This window comes from Cyanobium sp. Cruz-8D1, from assembly GCF_024345975.1.
Taxonomy (GTDB): Bacteria; Cyanobacteriota; Cyanobacteriia; order PCC-6307; family Cyanobiaceae; genus Cyanobium.
Window position 1 is genome coordinate 13,224 of the sequence record NZ_JAGQCD010000033.1, and the last position, 18,251, is coordinate 31,474.

Below are 18,251 nucleotides of genomic sequence, written 5' to 3' on the forward strand. Positions count from 1 at the left end.
TCAGCAGATCCTCGGCAGCAGTTCTCCGCTGAGGGGAATCAGCACCCGCTCGCTGCCGAAGGGGGTGCGTAGCAGCACCCGGCCCCGGGGGGGGCCAGCGGCCACGTGGCCGATCCAGGCTCCCCCTGCGGGTCCCAGCACCGCCAGGGCCCGCTCCCGATCGGCCGCGGGCACCACCGCCAGGAAGCGGCCCTCGTTGGCCAGGTGCAGCGGATCGAAGCCCAGCAGCTCACAGGTGCGCCGCACGGGCTCCGCCACCGGCAGGCAGTCTTCCTCGATCTGCAGCTCCAGGGCGTTGGGGGACGCCAGTTCCTGCAGGGCGCTGGCCAGGCCGCCCCGGGTGAGATCGCGCAGGCAGTGGAGCCGCACCCCTGCCGCCAGCAACGCCTCCACCGCGGGCCACAGGGGCATGCAGTCACTGGCCATGGGGGGCTGCAGATCCAGGCCGTGGCGGGCGGCCAGGATCGCCACCCCGTGGCGGCCCAGGTCGCCGCTTACCAGCAGCTGGTCGCCGGGGACGATCGCCAGCGGATCGATCGGGTCGTCCACCTGCAGCAGGCCGATGCCGCTGGTGTTGAGGAAGGCCCCATCCCCCTTGCCCCGCTCCACCACCTTGGTGTCGCCGGTGACGATGCTCACGCCGCAGTCCCGGGCCGCCTCCAGCAGCGACGAGACGATCCGGCGCAGCAGGGCGATCTCCAGCCCCTCCTCCAGGATCAGGCCCAGGCTCAGCACCAGAGGCCGGGCGCCGGCCATGGCCAGGTCGTTGGCGGTGCCCGTCACCGCCAGGCGGCCGATGTCGCCCCCTTCAAATTCCAGGGGGTGCACCACGTAGCTGTCAGTGGTGAAGGCCAGGCGCCCGTGGGGCAGGGACAGGCGGGCGGCATCGTGCAGCACCTGGTCGGGATCGGCATAGAGGCGGCGCAGCTCGGCGTCGATCAGCTGCTGCATCAAGGTGCCGCCGCCGCCGTGGGCCAGCTGGATGCGGGGGGTGGCGGGCGGGGCCGGCTCAGCCACGGCGGCCGTAGCGGTGGTAGGCGGCGCAGGCCCCCTCCGAGGACACCATCGGCGCCCCCAGCGGATGCTCCGGGGTGCAGGTGCTCCCGAAGGCCGGACAGTCCATGGGCCGGGCGCGCCCCTGCAGGATGGCGCCACTGATGCAGACGCCCGCCGGCTCCGGAGCCTCTGCCGGCCCCGGCAGATCGCTGAAGCGGGCCCCGGCCTCCAGGCTCCGAAACGGCGCCCTCAGCCCCAGACCACCGCCCGGAATGGTGCCGAAACCCCGCCAGGGCCGGTCCACCGGCTCGAACACGGACTCCAGCAGGCCCCGGGCGGCCGGATTGCCCTGCTGGCGCACCACCCGGCCGTAGGCATTCGCCACCCGGGCCTCGCCCCGCTCCAGCTGCCGCACGCACGCCACCAGGCCCCGCATCAGATCCAGGGGCTCGAAGCCGCTCACCACCACCGGCACCCGGTGCCGATCCACCAGCTGCTCCAGCTCCGTGGTGCCCATCACGGCGCAGACGTGCCCCGCCGCCAGGAACCCCTGCACCTGGTTGCCCTCGGCCGTCAGGATCGCCGCCATGGCGGGAGGGACCCGCACATGGGCCGCCAGCAGGGAGAGATTGGCCGCCCCGGCGGCCATCGCCTGGCGCACCAGCAGGGCCGTGGCCGGGGCCGTGGTCTCGAAACCGACCGCCAGGAACACCACCTGGCGATCCGGATGGCGCCGGGCCAGGGCCAGGGCCTCCAACGGGGAGGTGAGCAGGCGCACGTCGCCCCCCTCGGCCCGCACCCCCAGCAGATCCCCACCCGTCTCGCCGCCAGCTGCGCCGCCCGGCACCCGCAGCATGTCGCCGTAGGAGCAGAGGATCACCTCCGGCCGGCGGGCCAGGGCCCGGGCCGCATCGATGGTGGCGGCGGGCGTGACGCAGACCGGGCAGCCGGGGCCGTGGATCAGCCGCAGCCCGGGAGGCAGCAGCTGGTCGAGCCCCCAGCGCACGATGGCGTGGGTCTGGCCGCCGCACACCTCCATCAGGGTCCAGGGCCGGCTGGTGATCGCGGCCAGCTCGGCCGCCAGCTCCCGCACGGCGGCCACCGCCGCCGTCAGCACCGCTGGAGCGCTCACCAGGGACCGGGCGCCGCCGCGGCCTCGGCGGGCAGGAAGGTCTGGACGGCACGCATGTACTGGGAGCGCTCGTACTCGCTCGGATCGGGGCAGCGCTGCTGGCTCATGCAGCCGATCAGCTCCCGGGCGGTGGCGTGCTCGTGCTCCAGCAGCCACTGGCCCAGCTCCTCCTCCAGCCCAGCGAGGCGGCCGGGGCCATGGCGCAGCAGGGCGGCCACCACCTGGGTGATGGCGGCGCCGGCCATCAGCAAGCGCACCACGTCGGTGCCGCGGTGCACGCCGCCGGTGGCCGCCAGGTCCAGCGGGTGGCGGCCGTGCAGCAGGGCGATCCAGCGCAGCGGCAGCCGCAGGTCATGGGGGGTGGACAGCAGCAGGTTGGGCCGCACCTCCAGTTCCTCGATGTCGATGTCGGGCTGGTAAAAGCGGTTGAACAGCACCAGGCCATCGGCCCCGCCGGCGGCCAGCCGCTTGGCCATGGAGCCGAAGTTGGTGAAGAAGGGGCTGAGCTTCACCGCCAGCGGCAGCGTCACCTCGGCGCGCACCTCGGCGACGATCTCCAGCACCTGGTTCTCGATCGCCGCACTGGAGAGGTCCGGATCGGTGGGAACGGAATAGATGTTCAGCTCCAGGGCACTGGCGCCGGCGTCCTCCATCCGCCGCGCCACCTGCACCCACTGGCCGGGGTGGGCGCCATTGAGGCTGGCGATCACGGGCACCGACAGACGGGAGCGGGCCTGCTCAAGGTGGCGCAGGTAGAGGTCGTGGCCGACGTGGAAGATCGAGGGCTCGGGGAAGTAGCTGAGCGCCTCGCCGTAGCTGTCGGCCCCCTGCAGGCTCACCCGGTGCAGCTCCAGCTGGTCACGCTCGATCTGTTCCTCGAACAGGGAATGCAGCACCACGGCGGCGGCGCCGGCCTCCTCGAGGCGCAGCAGCTGATCGATGTCTTCACTGAGGGGCGCCGCAGCCCCCACCACCAGCGGGCTGCGCAGCTCCAGGCCCAGGTAGGTGACGGAAAGATCGGGACGGTTCATGCCGGTGCCTCTGTCTGGGACGTCGTCTGGGGAGTTGTCTCGGTACCCGTCGGGGTGCCGGCGAGGGCGCTGTAAAGGGCCCAGCGCCGGGCCACCTCCAGCTCCGCCTGGCGCGCCAGAGCCCGGGCCCGCTCCGGCTGGCTGAAGGAGAGCATGCGGAAGCGGTTCTCCGTGGCCATCGCCTCGGCCAGGGGGCGCTTCTGGCCCCGGCTGTCGATCTGCAGTGGGTGCTCGCCCCGTTCGGTGCGGCGCGGGTCGTAGCGGTAGAGCAGCCAGCGGCCGGAGTCCACCGCCGCCTTCTGCTGCTCCATGCCCCGGGCCATGTCGATGCCGTGGGCGATGCAGTGGGAATAGGCCAGGATCAACGACGGGCCCGGGTAGCTTTCCGCCTCCAGGAACGCCCGCACCGTGTGTTCGTCGCGGGCCCCCATGGCCACGCTGGCCACATAGACGCTGCCGTAGCTCATCATCATCAGCCCGAGATCCTTCTTGGGAGCGGTCTTGCCGCCGGCGGCGTACTTGGCCACCGCCGCCCGGGGCGTGGCCTTCGACATCTGGCCGCCGGTGTTGGAGTACACCTCGGTGTCGAGCACCAGGGCATTGACATCCCGGCCGCTGGCCAGCACGTGGTCGAGGCCGCCGAAGCCGATGTCGTAGGCCCAGCCGTCGCCGCCCACCAGCCAGACGCTCTTCTTGACCAGGGCATCGGCCAGATCCAGCAGGCGGGCCGCCTCGGGCGCCTCCCGGACCGCAGCCTGCAGCAGCCGCTTGAGCTCCTCCACCCGCTGCCGCTGGGCGACGATGCCGGCCTCATCGTGCTGGTCGCCGTCGCGGATCGCCGCCACCAGGGCCCCGGGAAGCAGGGGGTCGGTCCGCTCCGGCGCCGGCCCCAGCCGCTCCAGCAGTTCGAGGGCCATCTGGCGCTGCTGGTCGATGGCCACGCGCATGCCCAGGCCAAACTCAGCGTTGTCCTCGAACAGGGAGTTGCTCCAGGCCGGGCCACGCCCCTCGGCGTTGGTGCTCCAGGGGGTGGTGGGCAGGTTGCCGCCATAAATCGAGGAGCAGCCCGTGGCGTTGGCCACCAGCATGCGGTCGCCGAACAGCTGGCTGGCCAGCTTGAGGTAGGGCGTTTCGCCGCAGCCGCCGCAGGCGCCGGAGAACTCGAACAGGGGCTGCTGCAGCTGCTGCTGGCCGATCTTGTGCAGGTTGAGATCACCCCGGGCCATCTCGGGCAACGCCAGGAAGTAGTCCCAGTGACCCCGGGCCTGGTCCCGCAGGGGGCGCTGGGGCGCCATGTTGATCGCCTTGCGCTTCGGTTCGGTGCGGTCGCGGGCCGGGCAGACCTCCACGCACAGGGCACAGCCGGTGCAGTCCTCGACGGCCACCTGGATCGTGAAGCTGCGGCCCTTGAAGTCGGGATCCCGGGCCGGGGCCTGGCGGAATCCCTCCGGTGCGCCCACCAGGGCCTCCGGCGCCACCGCCTTGGCCCGGATCACCGCGTGCGGACACACCATGACGCACTTGCCGCACTGCACGCACAGGTCGCTCTCCCACACCGGCACCGTCTCGGCGATGTTGCGCTTCTCCCACTGGGCCGTGCCGGTGGGCCAGGTGCCGTCGCAGGGCAGGGCGCTGACCGGCAGGCCATCACCGCGCCGCTCCAGCAAGGGGGCGATCACCTCGCGCACAAACACGGGGGCGCCGGCGAGCCGGTCGACCTGCGGGGCCGCAGCCGGGAGGTCGTCTTCCGCCGGCAGCTGGCTCCAATCCAAGGGCTGGAGGTTGTCGAGGGTGGCGTCGAGGGCGCGCAGGTTCATGGCCACCACCGCCTCCCCCTTGCGGCCGTAGGTCTTGCGCAGGGAAACGCGGATCTGCTCGATCGCCTCCTGGCGCGGCAGCACGCCGCTGACGGCGAAGAAGCAGGCCTGCATCACCGTGTTGATGTGCTGGCCCATGCCGGCCTCCCGCGCCACCCGGTAGGCGTTAATCAGCCACACCGACAGGCCCCGCTCACGGATGCCGCAGCGCAGCGCCGCCGGCAGGCGCCGCCAGCTCTCCTCGATCGGGAAGGGGCTGTTGAGCAGCAGCACCCCACCGGCATCCAGGCCGGCCAGCAGGTCGAAGCGCTCGACGAAATCCCATTGGTGACAGGCCACCAGGGTGGGGCGCTCGATCAGGTAGGGGGCGCGGATCGGCCGGGGGCCGAAGCGCAGGTGCGACACCGTGACCGAGCCGGATTTCTTGGAGTCGTAGACGAAGTAGGCCTGGGCAAACAGGTCGGTCTGCTCGCCGATGATCTTGATCGTGGCCTTGTTGCCCCCCACGGTGCCGTCCGAGCCCAGGCCGTAGAACACGGCCCGCACTTCGTCGGCCCCGTCGACGTGGAAGTCCGCCGCGACGGGCAGCGAGCGGTGGGTGACGTCGTCGTCGATGCCGACCGTGAAGTGGTTGCGGGGCTGCGGCAGCAAGAGGTTGTCAAACACCGCCTTGACCATGGCCGGGGTGAACTCCTTGGAGGAAAGGCCGTAGCGGCCGCCCACCACCCGGGGCAGGGGGCGATCGCCGTGGCAGGCCTGCCACTCCTCACTGAGGGCGGCCACCGCATCCAGGTAGAGGGGCTCGCCGCCGGCCCCGGGCTCCTTGCAGCGGTCGAGCACCGCCAGTCCCCGCAGCGTGGGCGGCAGGGCGGCAGCGAACAGGCTCGCCACAAACGGCCGGAACAGGCGCACCTTGAGCACTCCCACCCGTTCGCCTGTGGCGATCAGGGCCGCCGCCGTCTCCTCGGCGGTTTCGCAGCCGGAACCCATCAGCACCACCACCCGCTCGGCATCGGCGGCGCCCACGTACTCGTAGGGCCCGTAATGGCGGCCGGTGAGGCCGGCGAACTGCTCCATCGCCTCCACCAGGTGCCCGGGGAGGGCGTCGTAGAAGCGGTTCACCGACTCCCGCGCCTGGAAGTACACATCAGGGTTCTGGGCCGTGCCCCGCAGCACCGGATGGTCGGGGGAGAGGGCCCGGTGGCGGTGATCCGCCACCGCCTGCATCGGCATCAGGGCGTGGAGCACCGCGTCGTCGATGGGCTCGATCTTCTGGATCTCGTGGGAGGTGCGGAAGCCGTCGAACATGTGCAGCACCGGCAGCCGCCCCAGCAGGCTGGCCCGGGTGGCGATGGCAGCGAAATCACCCGCCTCCTGCACCGAGGCCGAGCAGAGGATCACGCAGCCCGTGCCGCGGCAGGCCATCACATCGCTGTGGTCGCCGAAGATCGAGAGCCCCTGGGCCGCCAGGGAGCGGGCCGCCACATGCAGCACGGCGGGAGTGAGCTCGCCGGCCAGCTTGTAGAGGTTGGGCACCATCAGCAGCAGCCCCTGGGAGGCCGTGAAGGTGGTGGTCAGCACCCCCGCCTGCAGGGCGCCATGCACGGTGCCGGCGGCGCCGGCCTCGCTCTGCAACTCCACCACCGCCGGGACCGTGCCCCAGAGGTTGGGACGGCCCTCGGTGCACCAGGCATCGGCCCACTCCCCCATCGGCGAGGCGGGGGTGATCGGGTAGATGGCGATGGCCTCGTTGAGGCGGTAGGCCACCAGGGCCACCGCCTCATTGCCGTCAACGGTGATGGTCATGGGGGATCGTCGTCGACAAGGCTGAGGGCCAGGCCCACGTGCACCAGCACCCGATCGCCCACGGCCGCCTCGGGCAGGCAGGCCAGGCTCACCTGCTGACGTACCCCACCGAAATCCACCTCGGCCACGCGCCAGAGGTCGTCATCGGCTGCGACATCAGTGGCGGCGGCATCGGCCCCGCTGGGCTCAGGCGCTCCCTGCGGCGGCTGGATCCGGATCGAGAGGATGCGCGCGGGCACGGCCAGGCACATACGCAGGTTTCGGCTCGTGGACACTCCTTCCGGTTGTAGGCGCGCCAGCCGGATCTGACCACGGACCGCCCACCGCCCAGATCTGTCCCAGGGCCAGCCCGCCGTCGTTGCAGGGCAGCGCCTCCGGCCAGAACGGCCGCAACCCCCTGGCCCGCAGCGCCGCGATCGCGGCCTCCAGTAACAGTCGGTTCTGGAAGCAGCCCCCAGCCAGGGCCACCGGCACGCCGCCGCTGCTGGCGATGGCGGGGAGGGGCCTGGAGGCAGCAGCGAGGGCGGCCGTCTCGGCCAGGGCCGACGCCAGGGCGTGGTGGAAGCGGGCGGCACACAGCGCCGGCGGCGTGCCGGCGGCGATCGCCGCCAGCAGGGCCTCCAGCAACGGTTCCCAGTCGAGCCAGCCCAGACTTGGCCCGCCGGCGGAGGTGCCCCCCGTGACGGCCCCGGGCGGCACCAGGGGGAGCGGCCAGCTCGCCCGCTCACCGGAAGCAGACGCGGCGACCCCCTGCAGCCGCAGCCCCCCCTCGCCCTCATAGCTCTGCACCTGCAGCAGGCCCAGCAGGGAGGCGACCGCGTCGAACAGCCGGCCGACGCTGGTGCTCAGGGGGCTGTTGCAGCCGCTGGCGATGGCCTGCAGCAGCAGGTGGCGCTCGCCGGCCGCGAAGGCGGCCAGGCTGTGGCGGGCTCCGGGGTGCTCCAGGGCCCAGGATCCGGCGGCGGCCAGCAGCCCCAGGGACGCCCGGCGGGGTTCCGCCATGGCCCGCTCACCGCCCGGCAACGGGAAGGGCCTCAGGGCCACCAGTCGCTCGCAGGGGGAGGCGCCGGCCCCACCCAGCAGCAGCAGCTCCCCGCCCCACAGCTGGGGACCGCCATCGGCAGCAGGGGCTGGGGCGTAGCCGAGCCCATCCCAGGTGACGGCCAGCAACGGCGACGGCAGCCCGTGCTCGGCCAGCACCGCCAGGCCATGGGCCCGATGGTGCTGCACCGTCTGCCGCGGCCACCGCTGGTCGGCGGCGAGCTGGTGGCTGAGGTAGCCGGGGTGGGCATCGCAGGCGATGGCCGTCACCTGGTTCCCCCAACGCTGCTCGATCGCCGCCAGACCCTCGGCCAGGCGGGAGAGCAAGCGCCCCTCGGCCAGGTCGCCCAGGTGGGGGGCCAGCCACAGCCGCCCGTTCAGCGCTAACGCCGGCGCACTCTTGAGATCGCCGCCAAGGGCCACCACTCCCTGCGGCATCCCCCCTGGTGGAGCCCCTGCCCCTGGCGGCGGCTCCACCAGGGGCAGGGGCTCTGGGGCATAGCCGCGGGCCCGGCGCAGCAGGGCTGGCCGGCCATCGATCAGCTGCAGCACCGAATCATCCAGGGGCCGGGCGATGCCGCGGTCGTGCACCAGAAAAACATCGGCGATCGGCTCGTCAGCCCCACCCCCCAGCCGCTCCAGCGCCTCGGCGGGATCGGTGCAGAGCGGCTCGCCGCTGGGGTTGCCGCTGGTCGCCACCAGGGGCCGGCCGAAGGCGCCCGCCAGCAGGTGGTGCAACGGCGACGCCGGCAGCATCGCCCCCAGGCACGGACTGCCCGGGGCCACCCCCGGCAGGGCTTCCGGAGCCCCCAGGCGGCGGCGCAGCAGCACGATCGGGGCGGCGGGATCCGCCAGGGCCCGCCGCTCCCTGGCGTCCAGGTGGCAATCGGGGGCCAGGACGCCGGCCTCGGCCACCAGCAGGGCGAAGGGCTTGGCGGGCCGTCGCTTGCGCCGCCGCAGCCGCGCCACCGCCGCCGCATGGGTGCCATCCACCAGCAGCTGGAAGCCGCCCACCCCCTGCAGGGCCAGGATCTCCCCGGCAGCAAGACGGTCGCAGCAGGCCCGGATCAGGGCAGCGGTGCCGCCGTCAGCACCGGGACCCGCCAGGGGCCTGCCGGCGCCATCCAACAGGGCCAGCCGCGGCCCGCACACCGGGCAGGCGATCGTCTCGGCATGGAAGCGTCGATCGGCTGGATCTTCGTACTCCCTGAGGCAGGCCGGGCAGGGCGGGAACGGGGCCAGGGTGGTGTGGGCCCGGGTCCAGGGCTCGGCGGTGGCGATGCTGAAACGGGGGCCGCAGTCGCAACAGCTGATGAAGGGGTAGCCGCAGCGGCGATCGGCGGGATCGGCCAGCTCGGCCAGGCAGGCGCGGCAGGGGGCCCGATCGGCCACCAGGGCCGTAGCCACCAGGTCGATGCCGAGGGGCTGCGCCGCGCCGGCCAGGATCCTGACCCCCGCCGGCGGCGCCCCGCCCGTTCCCCCGGGCGCCGGCAGCCAGAGCGGATCCAACCGCTCCAGCCGGGCCCCGGGGGGCAACTGCAGCGGCAGGCGCCGCAGGAACGTCTCCAGGCCGGCGCGTTCCCCCTCCAGCTGCAGCCGCACCACACCGGGACCGTTTTCCACCTCACCGGAAAGACCCAGGTCGTGGGCCAGCCGGTGCACCAGGGGCCGGAAACCCACCCCCTGGACCACCCCGCGGCACTCCAGCTGCAACCGTCCCCGTCCGGCCAGGGGCGACCTGCTCACCCGGCGACGGGCACCCGCTCCAGGCCGAGGGCCGCCAGCAGCGTGGCGATGCCCGCCCCGGTGCGGGCGGAGACCTCCACAATCCGGGCCTTTGGGGCCACAAGGGCCACGTGGCGGCGGGCCTGGGGAGCATCGAAGCCGCAGGCCTCGGCCAGATCGCTCTTGCTGATCACCACCACGTCGGCGGAGTGGAAGGTGGCCGGATACTTCAGGGGCTTGTCCTCCCCTTCGGTGACCGACAGCAGCACCACCCGCTGGCTTTCGCCCAGATCGAAAGCGGCCGGGCAGACCAGGTTGCCGACGTTCTCGATCACCAGCAGCTCCAGGCCGGCCAGGGGATGGCCGAGGTGGTCGAGCTCATGCAGGGCCCGGTGCACCATGGCCGCCTCCAGGTGGCAGGCCTGGCCGGTGGTGATCTGCAGGGCCGGCACCCCGGCGGCCCGCAGGCGTCGTGCGTCGTTGTCGGTGGCCAGATCCCCCACGATCACCGCCATCGGATGGCGCACCGCCGCCGAAGACGGTGCCAGCTCCCGGGCCAGCCGCTCCAGCAGGGCGGTCTTGCCGGAGCCGGGGGAGGAGAGCAGGTTGATCACCCGGACGCCGGCGGCGGCGAAATGCTCCCGGTTGGCAGCCGCCTGGGCGTCGTTGTGCAGCAGCAGGCGCTGGCCCAGCTCCAGGTGCCGCGGAGATTCGTTGGCAGCGGGCACCGGTTGGCCGCAATTGCAGTCGACACACATCGCAGGATCGACCCCCAGACAGGAGAGCGGCACGGAAAAGCCCCGCCGGGGCCCGGCTTTACCCGAAGGTTAGGCACGGAGCTCAGGCGAGGCCCGGATGGCCCCGGTGGCTATCCGAAGGTCACCAGAGGCCGCGGATCGGCGCGGGGGCCGGTTCGGGCTGGAAGATCGGCGCAGGAGCCGGTGCGGGCTGCATCACGGGCTCCGGCGCGGGAGCGGGGGCAACCGCCACCGGGCGGGCCCCGAAGCGGTAGCGGAAGCCGATCTTGCCGCCCCAGCTATTGAAAGCGTCGAACGTGACGTTATTTGAGGTGTACCCGCTGGCACCTTGATAAACGCCCTCCAAGTAGATATCGGAGTTGTAGCTCATGGCATAGCTGACGCCCACTTTGCCCTGCCAGCCAAACAGCCCCTTGTTAACACCGTTGCTGTTGAAATAGCCGAAAGAGAGACCGGGAGTGCTGATGTTGGTATAACCGATGCCACCACCGATGTAGGGCGTCCAACGACTGTTGTTCTCAAAGTCGTAGTAGACACTGGCCAGCAGATCATTCTTGTTGACTCTGCCGGAAACGTTGTTGGTGAAAGGAACGAGGCCGAAGGCACCGAAGCCGATGGGGCTGGCGGCGCCGACAGCGTTGAGACTGGCACTGCTGTAGCCATAGGTGAGCTCAGCGCGAAGAGCACCGAAGTCGTAGCCAACACCGACGTCTCCGGAGAAACCACCGCCCAGATCCAACTTGGTGGAATTGTTGTTTTGGAAGTTGAAGAGCAGCGGGGTGAAGAAGGGTGACACCAAGTTATTGGTGCTGTTGACCGTCTGGTCGCTGGGGGTCTGGGCGCCTACACCGATGGTGAGATACCACCCCTTGGCGGAATACACCTCCTTCACCTCTGGCTGGGGAAAGCTTTGGGCCACGAGGCTGGCGTCCTGAGGGGCGGCCTGCGGAGCCAGTTGATCGGCGGGGTCTGCGATGGCCCGCTGAGCGTCCAGCGCCTGGACCGGATCGGCAACAGGCTCAGACCGTTCGCCGAGGGAGTTGACCTCCGCCATCGCGGCACCGCCGAAAAGAAGACCACCCGTGGCGGCGATTCCAACCCCACGGAGAAAAGTGCGCTTGAAAGTCTTTGCGAAGTTAGTCATGGGGTTGCATTCCTCTCACTTGTCAAGAAATAAGCCCACAGCGCGGACTCATTGGCAGTTCATGGACACCGAAAAGCCTGGCACAGGGTGATGCTAAACCTAAAAACTTGCACAAAGTTACGTTCCGCACCAGAGGCTTGCTTCACAGTATTTTTTAAACTTATGGCGGTACTGACGTTGGCAAGATGGGAGTCGGCACCCCGGCTCAGTCGAGCTCCAGGGAGGCCAGCTGAAGCTCCTTGCCCCGCAGCAGCTCCCGGCTGATGCGGCCGCAGCGCGGGCAATCGCAGCAGCCATCGCGCGCCGGAAACGGCTGCCCGCAGGCGGCACAGAAACATTCAGCCGACACCACCTCGATCACCAGCCGGGAGTCGGCGGCGATCGTGTCCGCCATCACCACTGTGTGGGCCAGGCGCAGGGCCTCGATCTCCACCCCCGCCAGGCTGCCCACCCGCAGCGTGATGGCGCTGATGCGGCGGGCCCCATGCAGAGCGGCCTGCTCCAGGGCCTGCTGCCGCACCGCGTCCATCAGGCTGAGTTCATGCAAGGTGTGGCACCGACCCCTGCAGCCAGCCCCGCAGCAATTGGCGCGCCTGCGGCAACTGGCGCCGCAGCTGCGGCGAGAAGCGATCGCCCCAGGAGAAGTCGAAGGCCGGCACCAGCAGCTCGTGGGCCGGCACGCGGCGGCCGAACAGCTGCTCGGCCAGGGCCAGCAACCGGGCGGGCGCCACCCGGTGTGTGTCCCGCTCCCAGCCGCCTGAGGCCACCAGGGGCCGCAGCAGGCAGGGGCTCCGGGGCGGCCCCAGCCAGGCATCGACGATCAGCAGCCGGTCGGCGGCCGCCACCGCCTCGGCCAGTTCGGGGGTGAGCTGGTGGCGCTGCAGGCCCAGACCCTCCACCAGGTGCCAGCCCACCCCGTCATCGCCCCGCAGGGGGTTGCCGATGCCGATCAGCAGGGCGCCTCCGGTGCCGAGACCGGCGCCGGTCATCCGCGCAGGCGCTCGGCCAGCACCGTGCCATCGGCGGCCAGCAGCTGCAGGCGCAGCGGCATCTGGCCGGCGGCATGGGTGGAGCAGGAGAGGCAGGGGTCGAAGCAGCGGATGCCCGCCTCCACCCGGTTGAGCATCGCCTCGGGGATCTCGGCGCCGGCGGGCACCGGATCGGGGATGTACTCCTGGGCGATCTGGTGCACGGTGCGGTTCATGGCCAGGTTGTTCTGGCCGGTGGCGATGATCAGGTTGACGCTGGTGAGCAGGCCGTCGTCATCCACCTTGTAGTGGTGGAAGAGGGTGCCCCGGGGCGCCTCGCTCACGCCCACCGCCTCGTTGCGGTTGAGGGAGGCCCGCAGGCGGATGCGGCCGTGCATCAGCTCGGGGTCGGCCACCAGGATCTCGATCGCCTCCAGGCAGGCCACGATCTCCACCAGCCGCGCGTGGTGATAGGCGAAGCTCGAGGTGGCGGGCTGGCCGCTGCGCTGGCGCAGCTCCGCCAGCTCCCGGTCGGCCCAGGGGGTGCCGACGCTGTCGCAGACGTTGAGCCGGGCCAGGGGGCCTACCCGGTAGAGGCCGTCGGGGTAACCGAGGGGCTTGTAGTAAGGGAACTTGAGGTAGCTCCAGGGTTCGACCGCCTCGCCGAGGAAATCGGCGTAATCGTCCTCGCTGAGCTGGTCGGCGACGATCGCCCCGTTCGCATCGCGGAAGCGAATGCCGCCGTCGATGTGCTCCCAGAGCCCCTGCGGTGTCACCAGGCCCATGAACAGGCTGGGAAAGTCGCCGAAGACCCGCTGCTCCCTCTGCAGGGGGCCATCGAGCAGCTTTTTATAGAGCTCCAGCGCCAGGGTCACGGTGGCGCGGGCTTCCGGCAGGCGCTCCAGGATCCAGTCCTTCGCCTCCTGGCTCAGGGGGGTGCGCACACCGCCGGGCACCGCCCAGGCGGAGTGGATCTTGCGGCCGCCCAGCAGCTCCAGGATCTGCTGGCCGAACTGGCGCAGGCGGATGCCGGCCCGGGCCAGGTCGGGGTCGGCGGCCATCAGGCCGAAGACATTGCGTTTGGCCGGATCGCTCTCCCAGCCCAGCAGGAAATCGGGGCTGCTGAGGTGAAAGAAGGAGAGGGCGTGGGACTGGGTGAGCTGGGCCAGGTTGAGCAGCCGCCGCAGCTTGTCGGCCGCTGGGGGGATCGAAATCGCCAGCAGCTTGTCGCCGGTCTTGGCGGCCGCCAGCAGATGACTCACCGGGCAGATGCCGCAGATGCGGGCCGTGATGCCGGCCATCTCGGTGAAAGGCCGGCCCTCACAGAATTTTTCGAAGCCCCGATACTCCACCACGTGGAAGCGGGTGTCGGTGAGGTGGCCGGCCCCATCGAGGTGGAGGGTGATCTTGGCGTGGCCCTCGATGCGGGTCACCGGATCGATGATGACGGTGCGGGTCATGGCGTTGTCCTCATCCGAACCGCAGCATGGCGGAGCCTTCCTGCACCGGCCGCTCACCGGCCAGCAGGGGCGTGATCGCCTCGCGGATGCGCTCGGCCGAGGGAGGGCAGCCCGGCAGGTAGAGGTCGACAGGAATCACCTCGTGCAGGGGCAGCACCCGGGGCAGCAGCTCGGGCACGATGCCGGGGGCGAAGGGCAGCTGGCCCGTGGCGTCGGCCAGCTCCAGGTAGCCGCGCTCCAACACCGCCTTGGCGCTGTCGTGGCCGCCATCGAGCAGGTTGCGCAGGCCCGGCACGTTGGCCGTCACGGCGCAGTCGCCGAAGGAGATCACCAGGGCGGTGCGCTGGCGCAACTGCAGGGCCAGCTCGAGGTTGTCGACGTTCGCCACCGCCCCCTCCACCAGGGCGATGTCGACGTTCTCGGGGTAGATCTTGACGTCGGTGCCGACCGGCGAAAAGACCACATCCACCTTCTCGGCCAGATCGAAGAGGAACTCGTCGAGATCCAGGAACGACATGTGGCAGCCGGAGCAGCCCGCCAGCCAGACGGTGGCGAGGCGGAGCTTGGCGGCGGGCGGGGAGGGGGGCATGGGGTGGGTCACTACTGGTTGTGCCAGCGGCGCTGTTCGCGGGCGGTGCGCAACAGGGCGGGCAGGGTGGTGTTGGGCTGCTTCTCGGCGGTGGTGTCGCTGTTGCGGAACAGGGCACCGGTGGGGCACACATCGACGCACTTGCCGCAGGAGGTGCAGGCCTGCACCTGGCCCCAGGGCTCATCGAGGCCGGCGACGATGTGGCACTGGCCGCCGCGGCTGCCGATGTCCCAGACGTGGGCCCCCTCAATCTCGTCACACACCCGGACGCAGCGGGTGCAGAGGATGCAGCGGTTGTGGTCGAGGGTGAACTGGGGGTGGGAGGCATCCACCGACCGCTGGGGGTACTGGTAGGGGAAGCGGGAGTGGTCCATGCCCACGGTCACGGCCATGTCCTGCAGCTCGCAGTGGGTGTTGGCCACGCAGACGGCGCAGACGTGGTTGCCCTCGGCGAAGATCAGCTCCACCGTCATGCGCCGGACCTCCCGCAGCTGGGGGGTGTGGGTGTGCACCACCATGCCCTCGGCGGCGGCGGTGCTGCAGGCGGGCAGCAGCTTGCCGGAGCCCTCCACCTCCACCAGGCACAGCCGGCAGGCGGACACCGGGGTGAGACCTTCGAGGTGACACAGGGTGGGGACGTTGGCTTCCGCCGCCCGGGTGGCCTCCAGCAGGCTGGCCCCCGCCGGCACCGCCACGTCCTGGCCATTCACGCTGAGAGTGACGACGCTCATCGCTCCACTCCCCCAGCGGCGACGCAGGCGGCGGGCTCGCGGCAGGCGGCCTCGTATTCATGCCGGAACCAGCGCAGGGTGCTGAGCACGGGATTGGGGGCCGACTGGCCCAGGCCGCAGAGGCTGGTGACCTTGACCATCTGGCAGAGGGCATCGAGCCGCTCCATGTCGGCGGGGGTGGCCCGGCGTTCCACGAAGCGATCGAGCAGCTGGGCCAGCTGCACGGTGCCGGCGCGGCAGGGCACGCACTTGCCGCAGCTCTCGTTGACGCTGAACCCCATGAAATGGCGCGCCACCTCGGGCATCGAGGTGCTCTCCCCCATCACCACCATGCCGCCGGAGCCCATCATCGAACCGAGCTCCAGCAGGCTTTCGTAGTCGACGGGGGTGTCGAGCCGTTGGGCCGGAATGCAGCCGCCTGAGGGCCCCCCCGTCTGCACCGCCTTGATCGGCGAGCCATCCGGCACCCCGCCACCGATCACCTCGACCACCGTGCGAAGGGGGGTGCCCATCGGCACCTCCACCAGGCCGGTGTTGACCACCGCCCCGGACAGGGCGAACACCTTGGTGCCCTTGCTGTGCTCGGTGCCGATCGCGGCGTACCAGTCGCCCCCCTGGCGCAGGATCGCCGGCACGGCAGTGAAGGTTTCGACGTTGTTGATCAAGGTGGGGGCCCCCCAGAGGCCCGACTGGGCCGGGAAGGGGGGCCGGGGCTGGGGCATGCCGCGCTGACCCTGGATGGAGAGCAGCAGGGCCGTCTCCTCACCACACACGTAGGCACCGGCGCCCACCCGCACCTCGAGGCGCAGGTTGAAGCTGGTGCCGTCGATGTGGTTGCCCAGCAGATGGCGGCTGCGGGCCTGCTGCAGGGCCAGCCGCAGCCGTTCGATCGCCAGGGGATACTCCGCCCGCACGTAGACGAAGCCCCGCTCGGCGCCGACGGCGTAGGCGGCGATCGCCATCCCCTCGATCAGCCGGTGCGGATCGCTCTCGAGCACGCTGCGGTCCATGAAGGCCCCCGGGTCGCCCTCATCGGCGTTGCAGACCACATAACGGGGGCCGGAGGGCTGCAGGGCCACGGTGTCCCACTTCAGGCCTGTGGGGTAGCCGGCACCGCCGCGACCGCGCAGACCGCTGCGGCGCACCTCGTCGCGCACCTGCTCGGGGGTGAGCTCCTGCAGGATGCGGTGCAGCTGGGCGTAGGTGCCGAAGGCGAGGGCGTCGTCGATGGATTCGGGATTCGCCTGGCCGCAGCCCTCGAGCACCACGGGCTGCTGCAAGGCGAAGAAGGGATCCTCCAGATCGAGGCGATGGGCGGCCAGGGCGTCGTCGCAGCCGGAGGGGTGGCTGGTGGCAAGGCTGGCGGCGATCAGGGCGCCGGCGTGCTCCGGCGCCACGCCACCGAAGAGCTGGGTGGGGCCGGGTCCATCACAGGCCACCAGGGGGCCGCTGCCGCAGAGGCGCAGGCAACCCACCGGCTTGATCGTCAGCGCCTCAGCGTCGAGGCCGGCGGCGTCCCGGGCGCCCTCGAGAGCGGTGCGCAGGGCCTGGCCACCGGCGGAACGGCAACCGCTGGCATCGCAGCAGCGCAGCTGCTGGGGGACGGACATGGGGAACCGGGGTCGCCTATGGCCTTGCTAGCCACAAAATCGCCGCCGCGCTGTTCATTTCGTTGGGCCCAGCCGCCGGATGATGCTGTCCGTCGTGGTCGGCAGGGGGGAGCCGGCCGGGATCACGCCGTTGCTGTACAACACGCTGCGGATCTTCTCCAATTGCGGAGGCAGGTTGTTCTGAGCCGGGTCCAGTAACTCATACTGCTCCTGGGACCCCGGATAGCGGAGGCCCTCCCACAGTGCCGCCTTCGCACCGGAAACAAGACCCAAATGCTCAGCCATCGCCTGGCGCACCGCAGCCGGCCGTTGGCTCTCCTCCTCCCGGACCGCCTTCCAGCCCTGGACAAGGGCCAGGACCGCATCGGGATGGAGGCGGAGCAGCTCGGGATCAACGGCGAGTACATCCAGGATCTCGTAGGGGAGTTGCCGGCTGGTGAACAGGGTTTCCAGGGGCTGGGAGCGCCGCAGCTGCTCGCTTCCTGGTGGGTGGGTCACCACCGCCTGCACCTTCCCCTGCCGCAGAGCCGCTTCCCACGAGGCCGCCGGCAAAAAACGCAGCTGGGACGGATCGGGGGACGGCAGACCCTCAGACTCAAACGCTCTGGCCAGGAAGTACCGGGATAGGCTGCTGCGATCGAGGGCGATCGGCTGGCCGATCAGTTCCTTGAGATCCTTCACCCCTTGACGGGCCAACAGTTGGTCGCCACCGAGGGATTCGTTGATGACATAGACAATCACCGGACAACGTTCCGGAGCCACCCCGCAGATGGTGACGGCATCGATCGTGGTGGTGGCGATGGCCTGGGCCCCCCCCGAGATGTAGGAATGAACCGTGCCAGCCAAATCTGGGAAGCTGCGCACCTCGAGGTTGAGGCGGCGAGAGTCATAGTGCTGGCGGGATTGGGCCAGGGCGAAGTAGGCATATCCCGGCCATGGGCTGATCGCCAGCACAAGGCGAGGAGGCTGGTGTTGGCAGCCCGTCGCCACAGTCAGTAGCAGGGACCCCAACACAGCGATGCCGCCAAGCCGATCCCACCGACCCCTCAGGCTCCTGTTGGATTCAATGCCACGCCACGCATGAACCACGACGGAGTGGGGCCAAACGCATAACAGATTCATAATGTAAGAAATGCACAACCGTTTTCCCTCTCGCCCAATTCCACTATCCCCCTCCTCCCCCCTGCCTGCCGCCCCACCACCAGCTGAACCCCACAACGCCAGGGAATCGCGCGTTCTTCTAGGAGCCTGTTGCGCATAGATCATCCCAGCACCTCTCCACAGACACCCATGAATCTGCCCAGATCCCAGTGACAGCAATGGATCTGGCTGGGAGAATGGGTCATGCAAAAGCCCAAGACCTTCCGCCCCTGGGCTCCGGGGCAGACCTCCTTGCTGCCGGCCTCCCCGAGTGACTGGCTGTCGGCTGATCATCAGGTGTAT

At 70.6% G+C, this 18,251-nt stretch carries 15 protein-coding genes; all 15 read right to left on the reverse strand.

The genetic code is table 11. The annotated features are described in order from the left end of the window. Positions 1-1,017: a hydrogenase expression/formation protein HypE gene (gene hypE, locus KBZ33_RS16265; RefSeq protein WP_254954426.1), complete on the reverse strand. Its 1,017-nt coding sequence runs from the start codon at positions 1,015-1,017 to the stop codon at positions 1-3. Next, positions 1,010-2,128 (reverse strand): hydrogenase formation protein HypD, encoded by a 1,119-nt coding sequence (gene hypD, locus KBZ33_RS16270; protein ID WP_254954425.1) that lies wholly within the window; start codon positions 2,126-2,128, stop codon positions 1,010-1,012. The genes hypE and hypD overlap by 8 nt, the downstream gene beginning before the upstream one ends. Then, positions 2,125-3,159, reverse strand: a complete 1,035-nt coding sequence (locus tag KBZ33_RS16275) for a dihydroorotate dehydrogenase-like protein (protein WP_254954424.1) — start codon at positions 3,157-3,159, stop codon at positions 2,125-2,127. Before KBZ33_RS16275 ends, hypD begins: the two co-directional genes overlap by 4 nt. Next, a complete protein-coding gene (gene nifJ / locus KBZ33_RS16280) occupies positions 3,156-6,782 on the reverse strand; it encodes a pyruvate:ferredoxin (flavodoxin) oxidoreductase (protein ID WP_254954423.1) in 3,627 nt (1,208 codons plus the stop codon). The genes KBZ33_RS16275 and nifJ overlap by 4 nt, the downstream gene beginning before the upstream one ends. After that, a complete protein-coding gene (locus tag KBZ33_RS16285; RefSeq protein WP_254954422.1) occupies positions 6,779-7,021 on the reverse strand; it encodes a HypC/HybG/HupF family hydrogenase formation chaperone in 243 nt (80 codons plus the stop codon). Before KBZ33_RS16285 ends, nifJ begins: the two co-directional genes overlap by 4 nt. Next, positions 6,969-9,569, reverse strand: a complete 2,601-nt coding sequence (gene hypF, locus KBZ33_RS16290; RefSeq protein ID WP_254954421.1) for a carbamoyltransferase HypF — start codon at positions 9,567-9,569, stop codon at positions 6,969-6,971. The genes KBZ33_RS16285 and hypF overlap by 53 nt, the downstream gene beginning before the upstream one ends. Then, a complete protein-coding gene (hypB, locus tag KBZ33_RS16295; protein ID WP_396108661.1) occupies positions 9,566-10,339 on the reverse strand; it encodes a hydrogenase nickel incorporation protein HypB in 774 nt (257 codons plus the stop codon). Before hypB ends, hypF begins: the two co-directional genes overlap by 4 nt. Before the next feature lie 88 nt (positions 10,340-10,427). After that, entirely contained in the window at positions 10,428-11,450 is a 1,023-nt protein-coding gene (locus KBZ33_RS16300) for an outer membrane protein (protein ID WP_261362495.1), read from the reverse strand. A 205-nt stretch (positions 11,451-11,655) separates the two neighbouring features. Then, positions 11,656-11,997 carry a hydrogenase maturation nickel metallochaperone HypA gene (hypA, locus tag KBZ33_RS16305; protein ID WP_254954420.1) on the reverse strand — a complete coding sequence of 114 codons (342 nt, stop codon included), beginning with the start codon at positions 11,995-11,997 and terminating at the stop codon, positions 11,656-11,658. After that, positions 11,990-12,439, reverse strand: coding sequence for a hydrogenase maturation protease (locus tag KBZ33_RS16310; RefSeq protein WP_254954419.1), 450 nt, complete (start codon positions 12,437-12,439; stop codon positions 11,990-11,992). The genes hypA and KBZ33_RS16310 overlap by 8 nt, the downstream gene beginning before the upstream one ends. Continuing rightward, positions 12,436-13,878: a Ni/Fe hydrogenase subunit alpha gene (locus KBZ33_RS16315; RefSeq protein ID WP_254954418.1), complete on the reverse strand. Its 1,443-nt coding sequence runs from the start codon at positions 13,876-13,878 to the stop codon at positions 12,436-12,438. The genes KBZ33_RS16310 and KBZ33_RS16315 overlap by 4 nt, the downstream gene beginning before the upstream one ends. A gap of 10 nt (positions 13,879-13,888) precedes the next feature. Further along, on the reverse strand, positions 13,889-14,467 hold the full coding sequence (locus KBZ33_RS16320; RefSeq protein WP_254954417.1) for an oxidoreductase: 579 nt from the start codon (positions 14,465-14,467) through the stop codon (positions 13,889-13,891). An 11-nt stretch (positions 14,468-14,478) separates the two neighbouring features. Continuing rightward, positions 14,479-15,198 (reverse strand): bidirectional hydrogenase complex protein HoxU, encoded by a 720-nt coding sequence (hoxU, locus tag KBZ33_RS16325; RefSeq protein ID WP_254954416.1) that lies wholly within the window; start codon positions 15,196-15,198, stop codon positions 14,479-14,481. Further along, the gene (locus KBZ33_RS16330; protein WP_254954415.1) at positions 15,195-16,808 is read right to left on the reverse strand and encodes a NuoF family protein; all 1,614 of its coding nucleotides are present in this window, start codon (positions 16,806-16,808) and stop codon (positions 15,195-15,197) included. The genes hoxU and KBZ33_RS16330 overlap by 4 nt, the downstream gene beginning before the upstream one ends. A gap of 54 nt (positions 16,809-16,862) precedes the next feature. Next, complete coding sequence (locus tag KBZ33_RS16335; RefSeq protein WP_254954414.1) at positions 16,863-17,819, reverse strand: ABC transporter substrate-binding protein; 957 nt, start codon at positions 17,817-17,819, stop codon at positions 16,863-16,865. Positions 17,820-18,251: the final 432 nt, after the last annotated feature.

Coding starts and splice junctions, on each gene's coding strand:
- KBZ33_RS16275 (WP_254954424.1), bottom strand. CDS start 3,159: ATGAACCGTCCCGATCTTTCCGTCACCTACCTGGGCCTGGAGCTGCGC.
- nifJ (WP_254954423.1), bottom strand. CDS start 6,782: ATGACCATCACCGTTGACGGCAATGAGGCGGTGGCCCTGGTGGCCTAC.
- KBZ33_RS16300 (WP_261362495.1), bottom strand. CDS start 11,450: ATGACTAACTTCGCAAAGACTTTCAAGCGCACTTTTCTCCGTGGGGTT.
- KBZ33_RS16310 (WP_254954419.1), bottom strand. CDS start 12,439: ATGACCGGCGCCGGTCTCGGCACCGGAGGCGCCCTGCTGATCGGCATC.
- KBZ33_RS16315 (WP_254954418.1), bottom strand. CDS start 13,878: ATGACCCGCACCGTCATCATCGATCCGGTGACCCGCATCGAGGGCCAC.
- KBZ33_RS16320 (WP_254954417.1), bottom strand. CDS start 14,467: ATGCCCCCCTCCCCGCCCGCCGCCAAGCTCCGCCTCGCCACCGTCTGG.
- hoxU (WP_254954416.1), bottom strand. CDS start 15,198: ATGAGCGTCGTCACTCTCAGCGTGAATGGCCAGGACGTGGCGGTGCCG.
- KBZ33_RS16330 (WP_254954415.1), bottom strand. CDS start 16,808: ATGTCCGTCCCCCAGCAGCTGCGCTGCTGCGATGCCAGCGGTTGCCGT.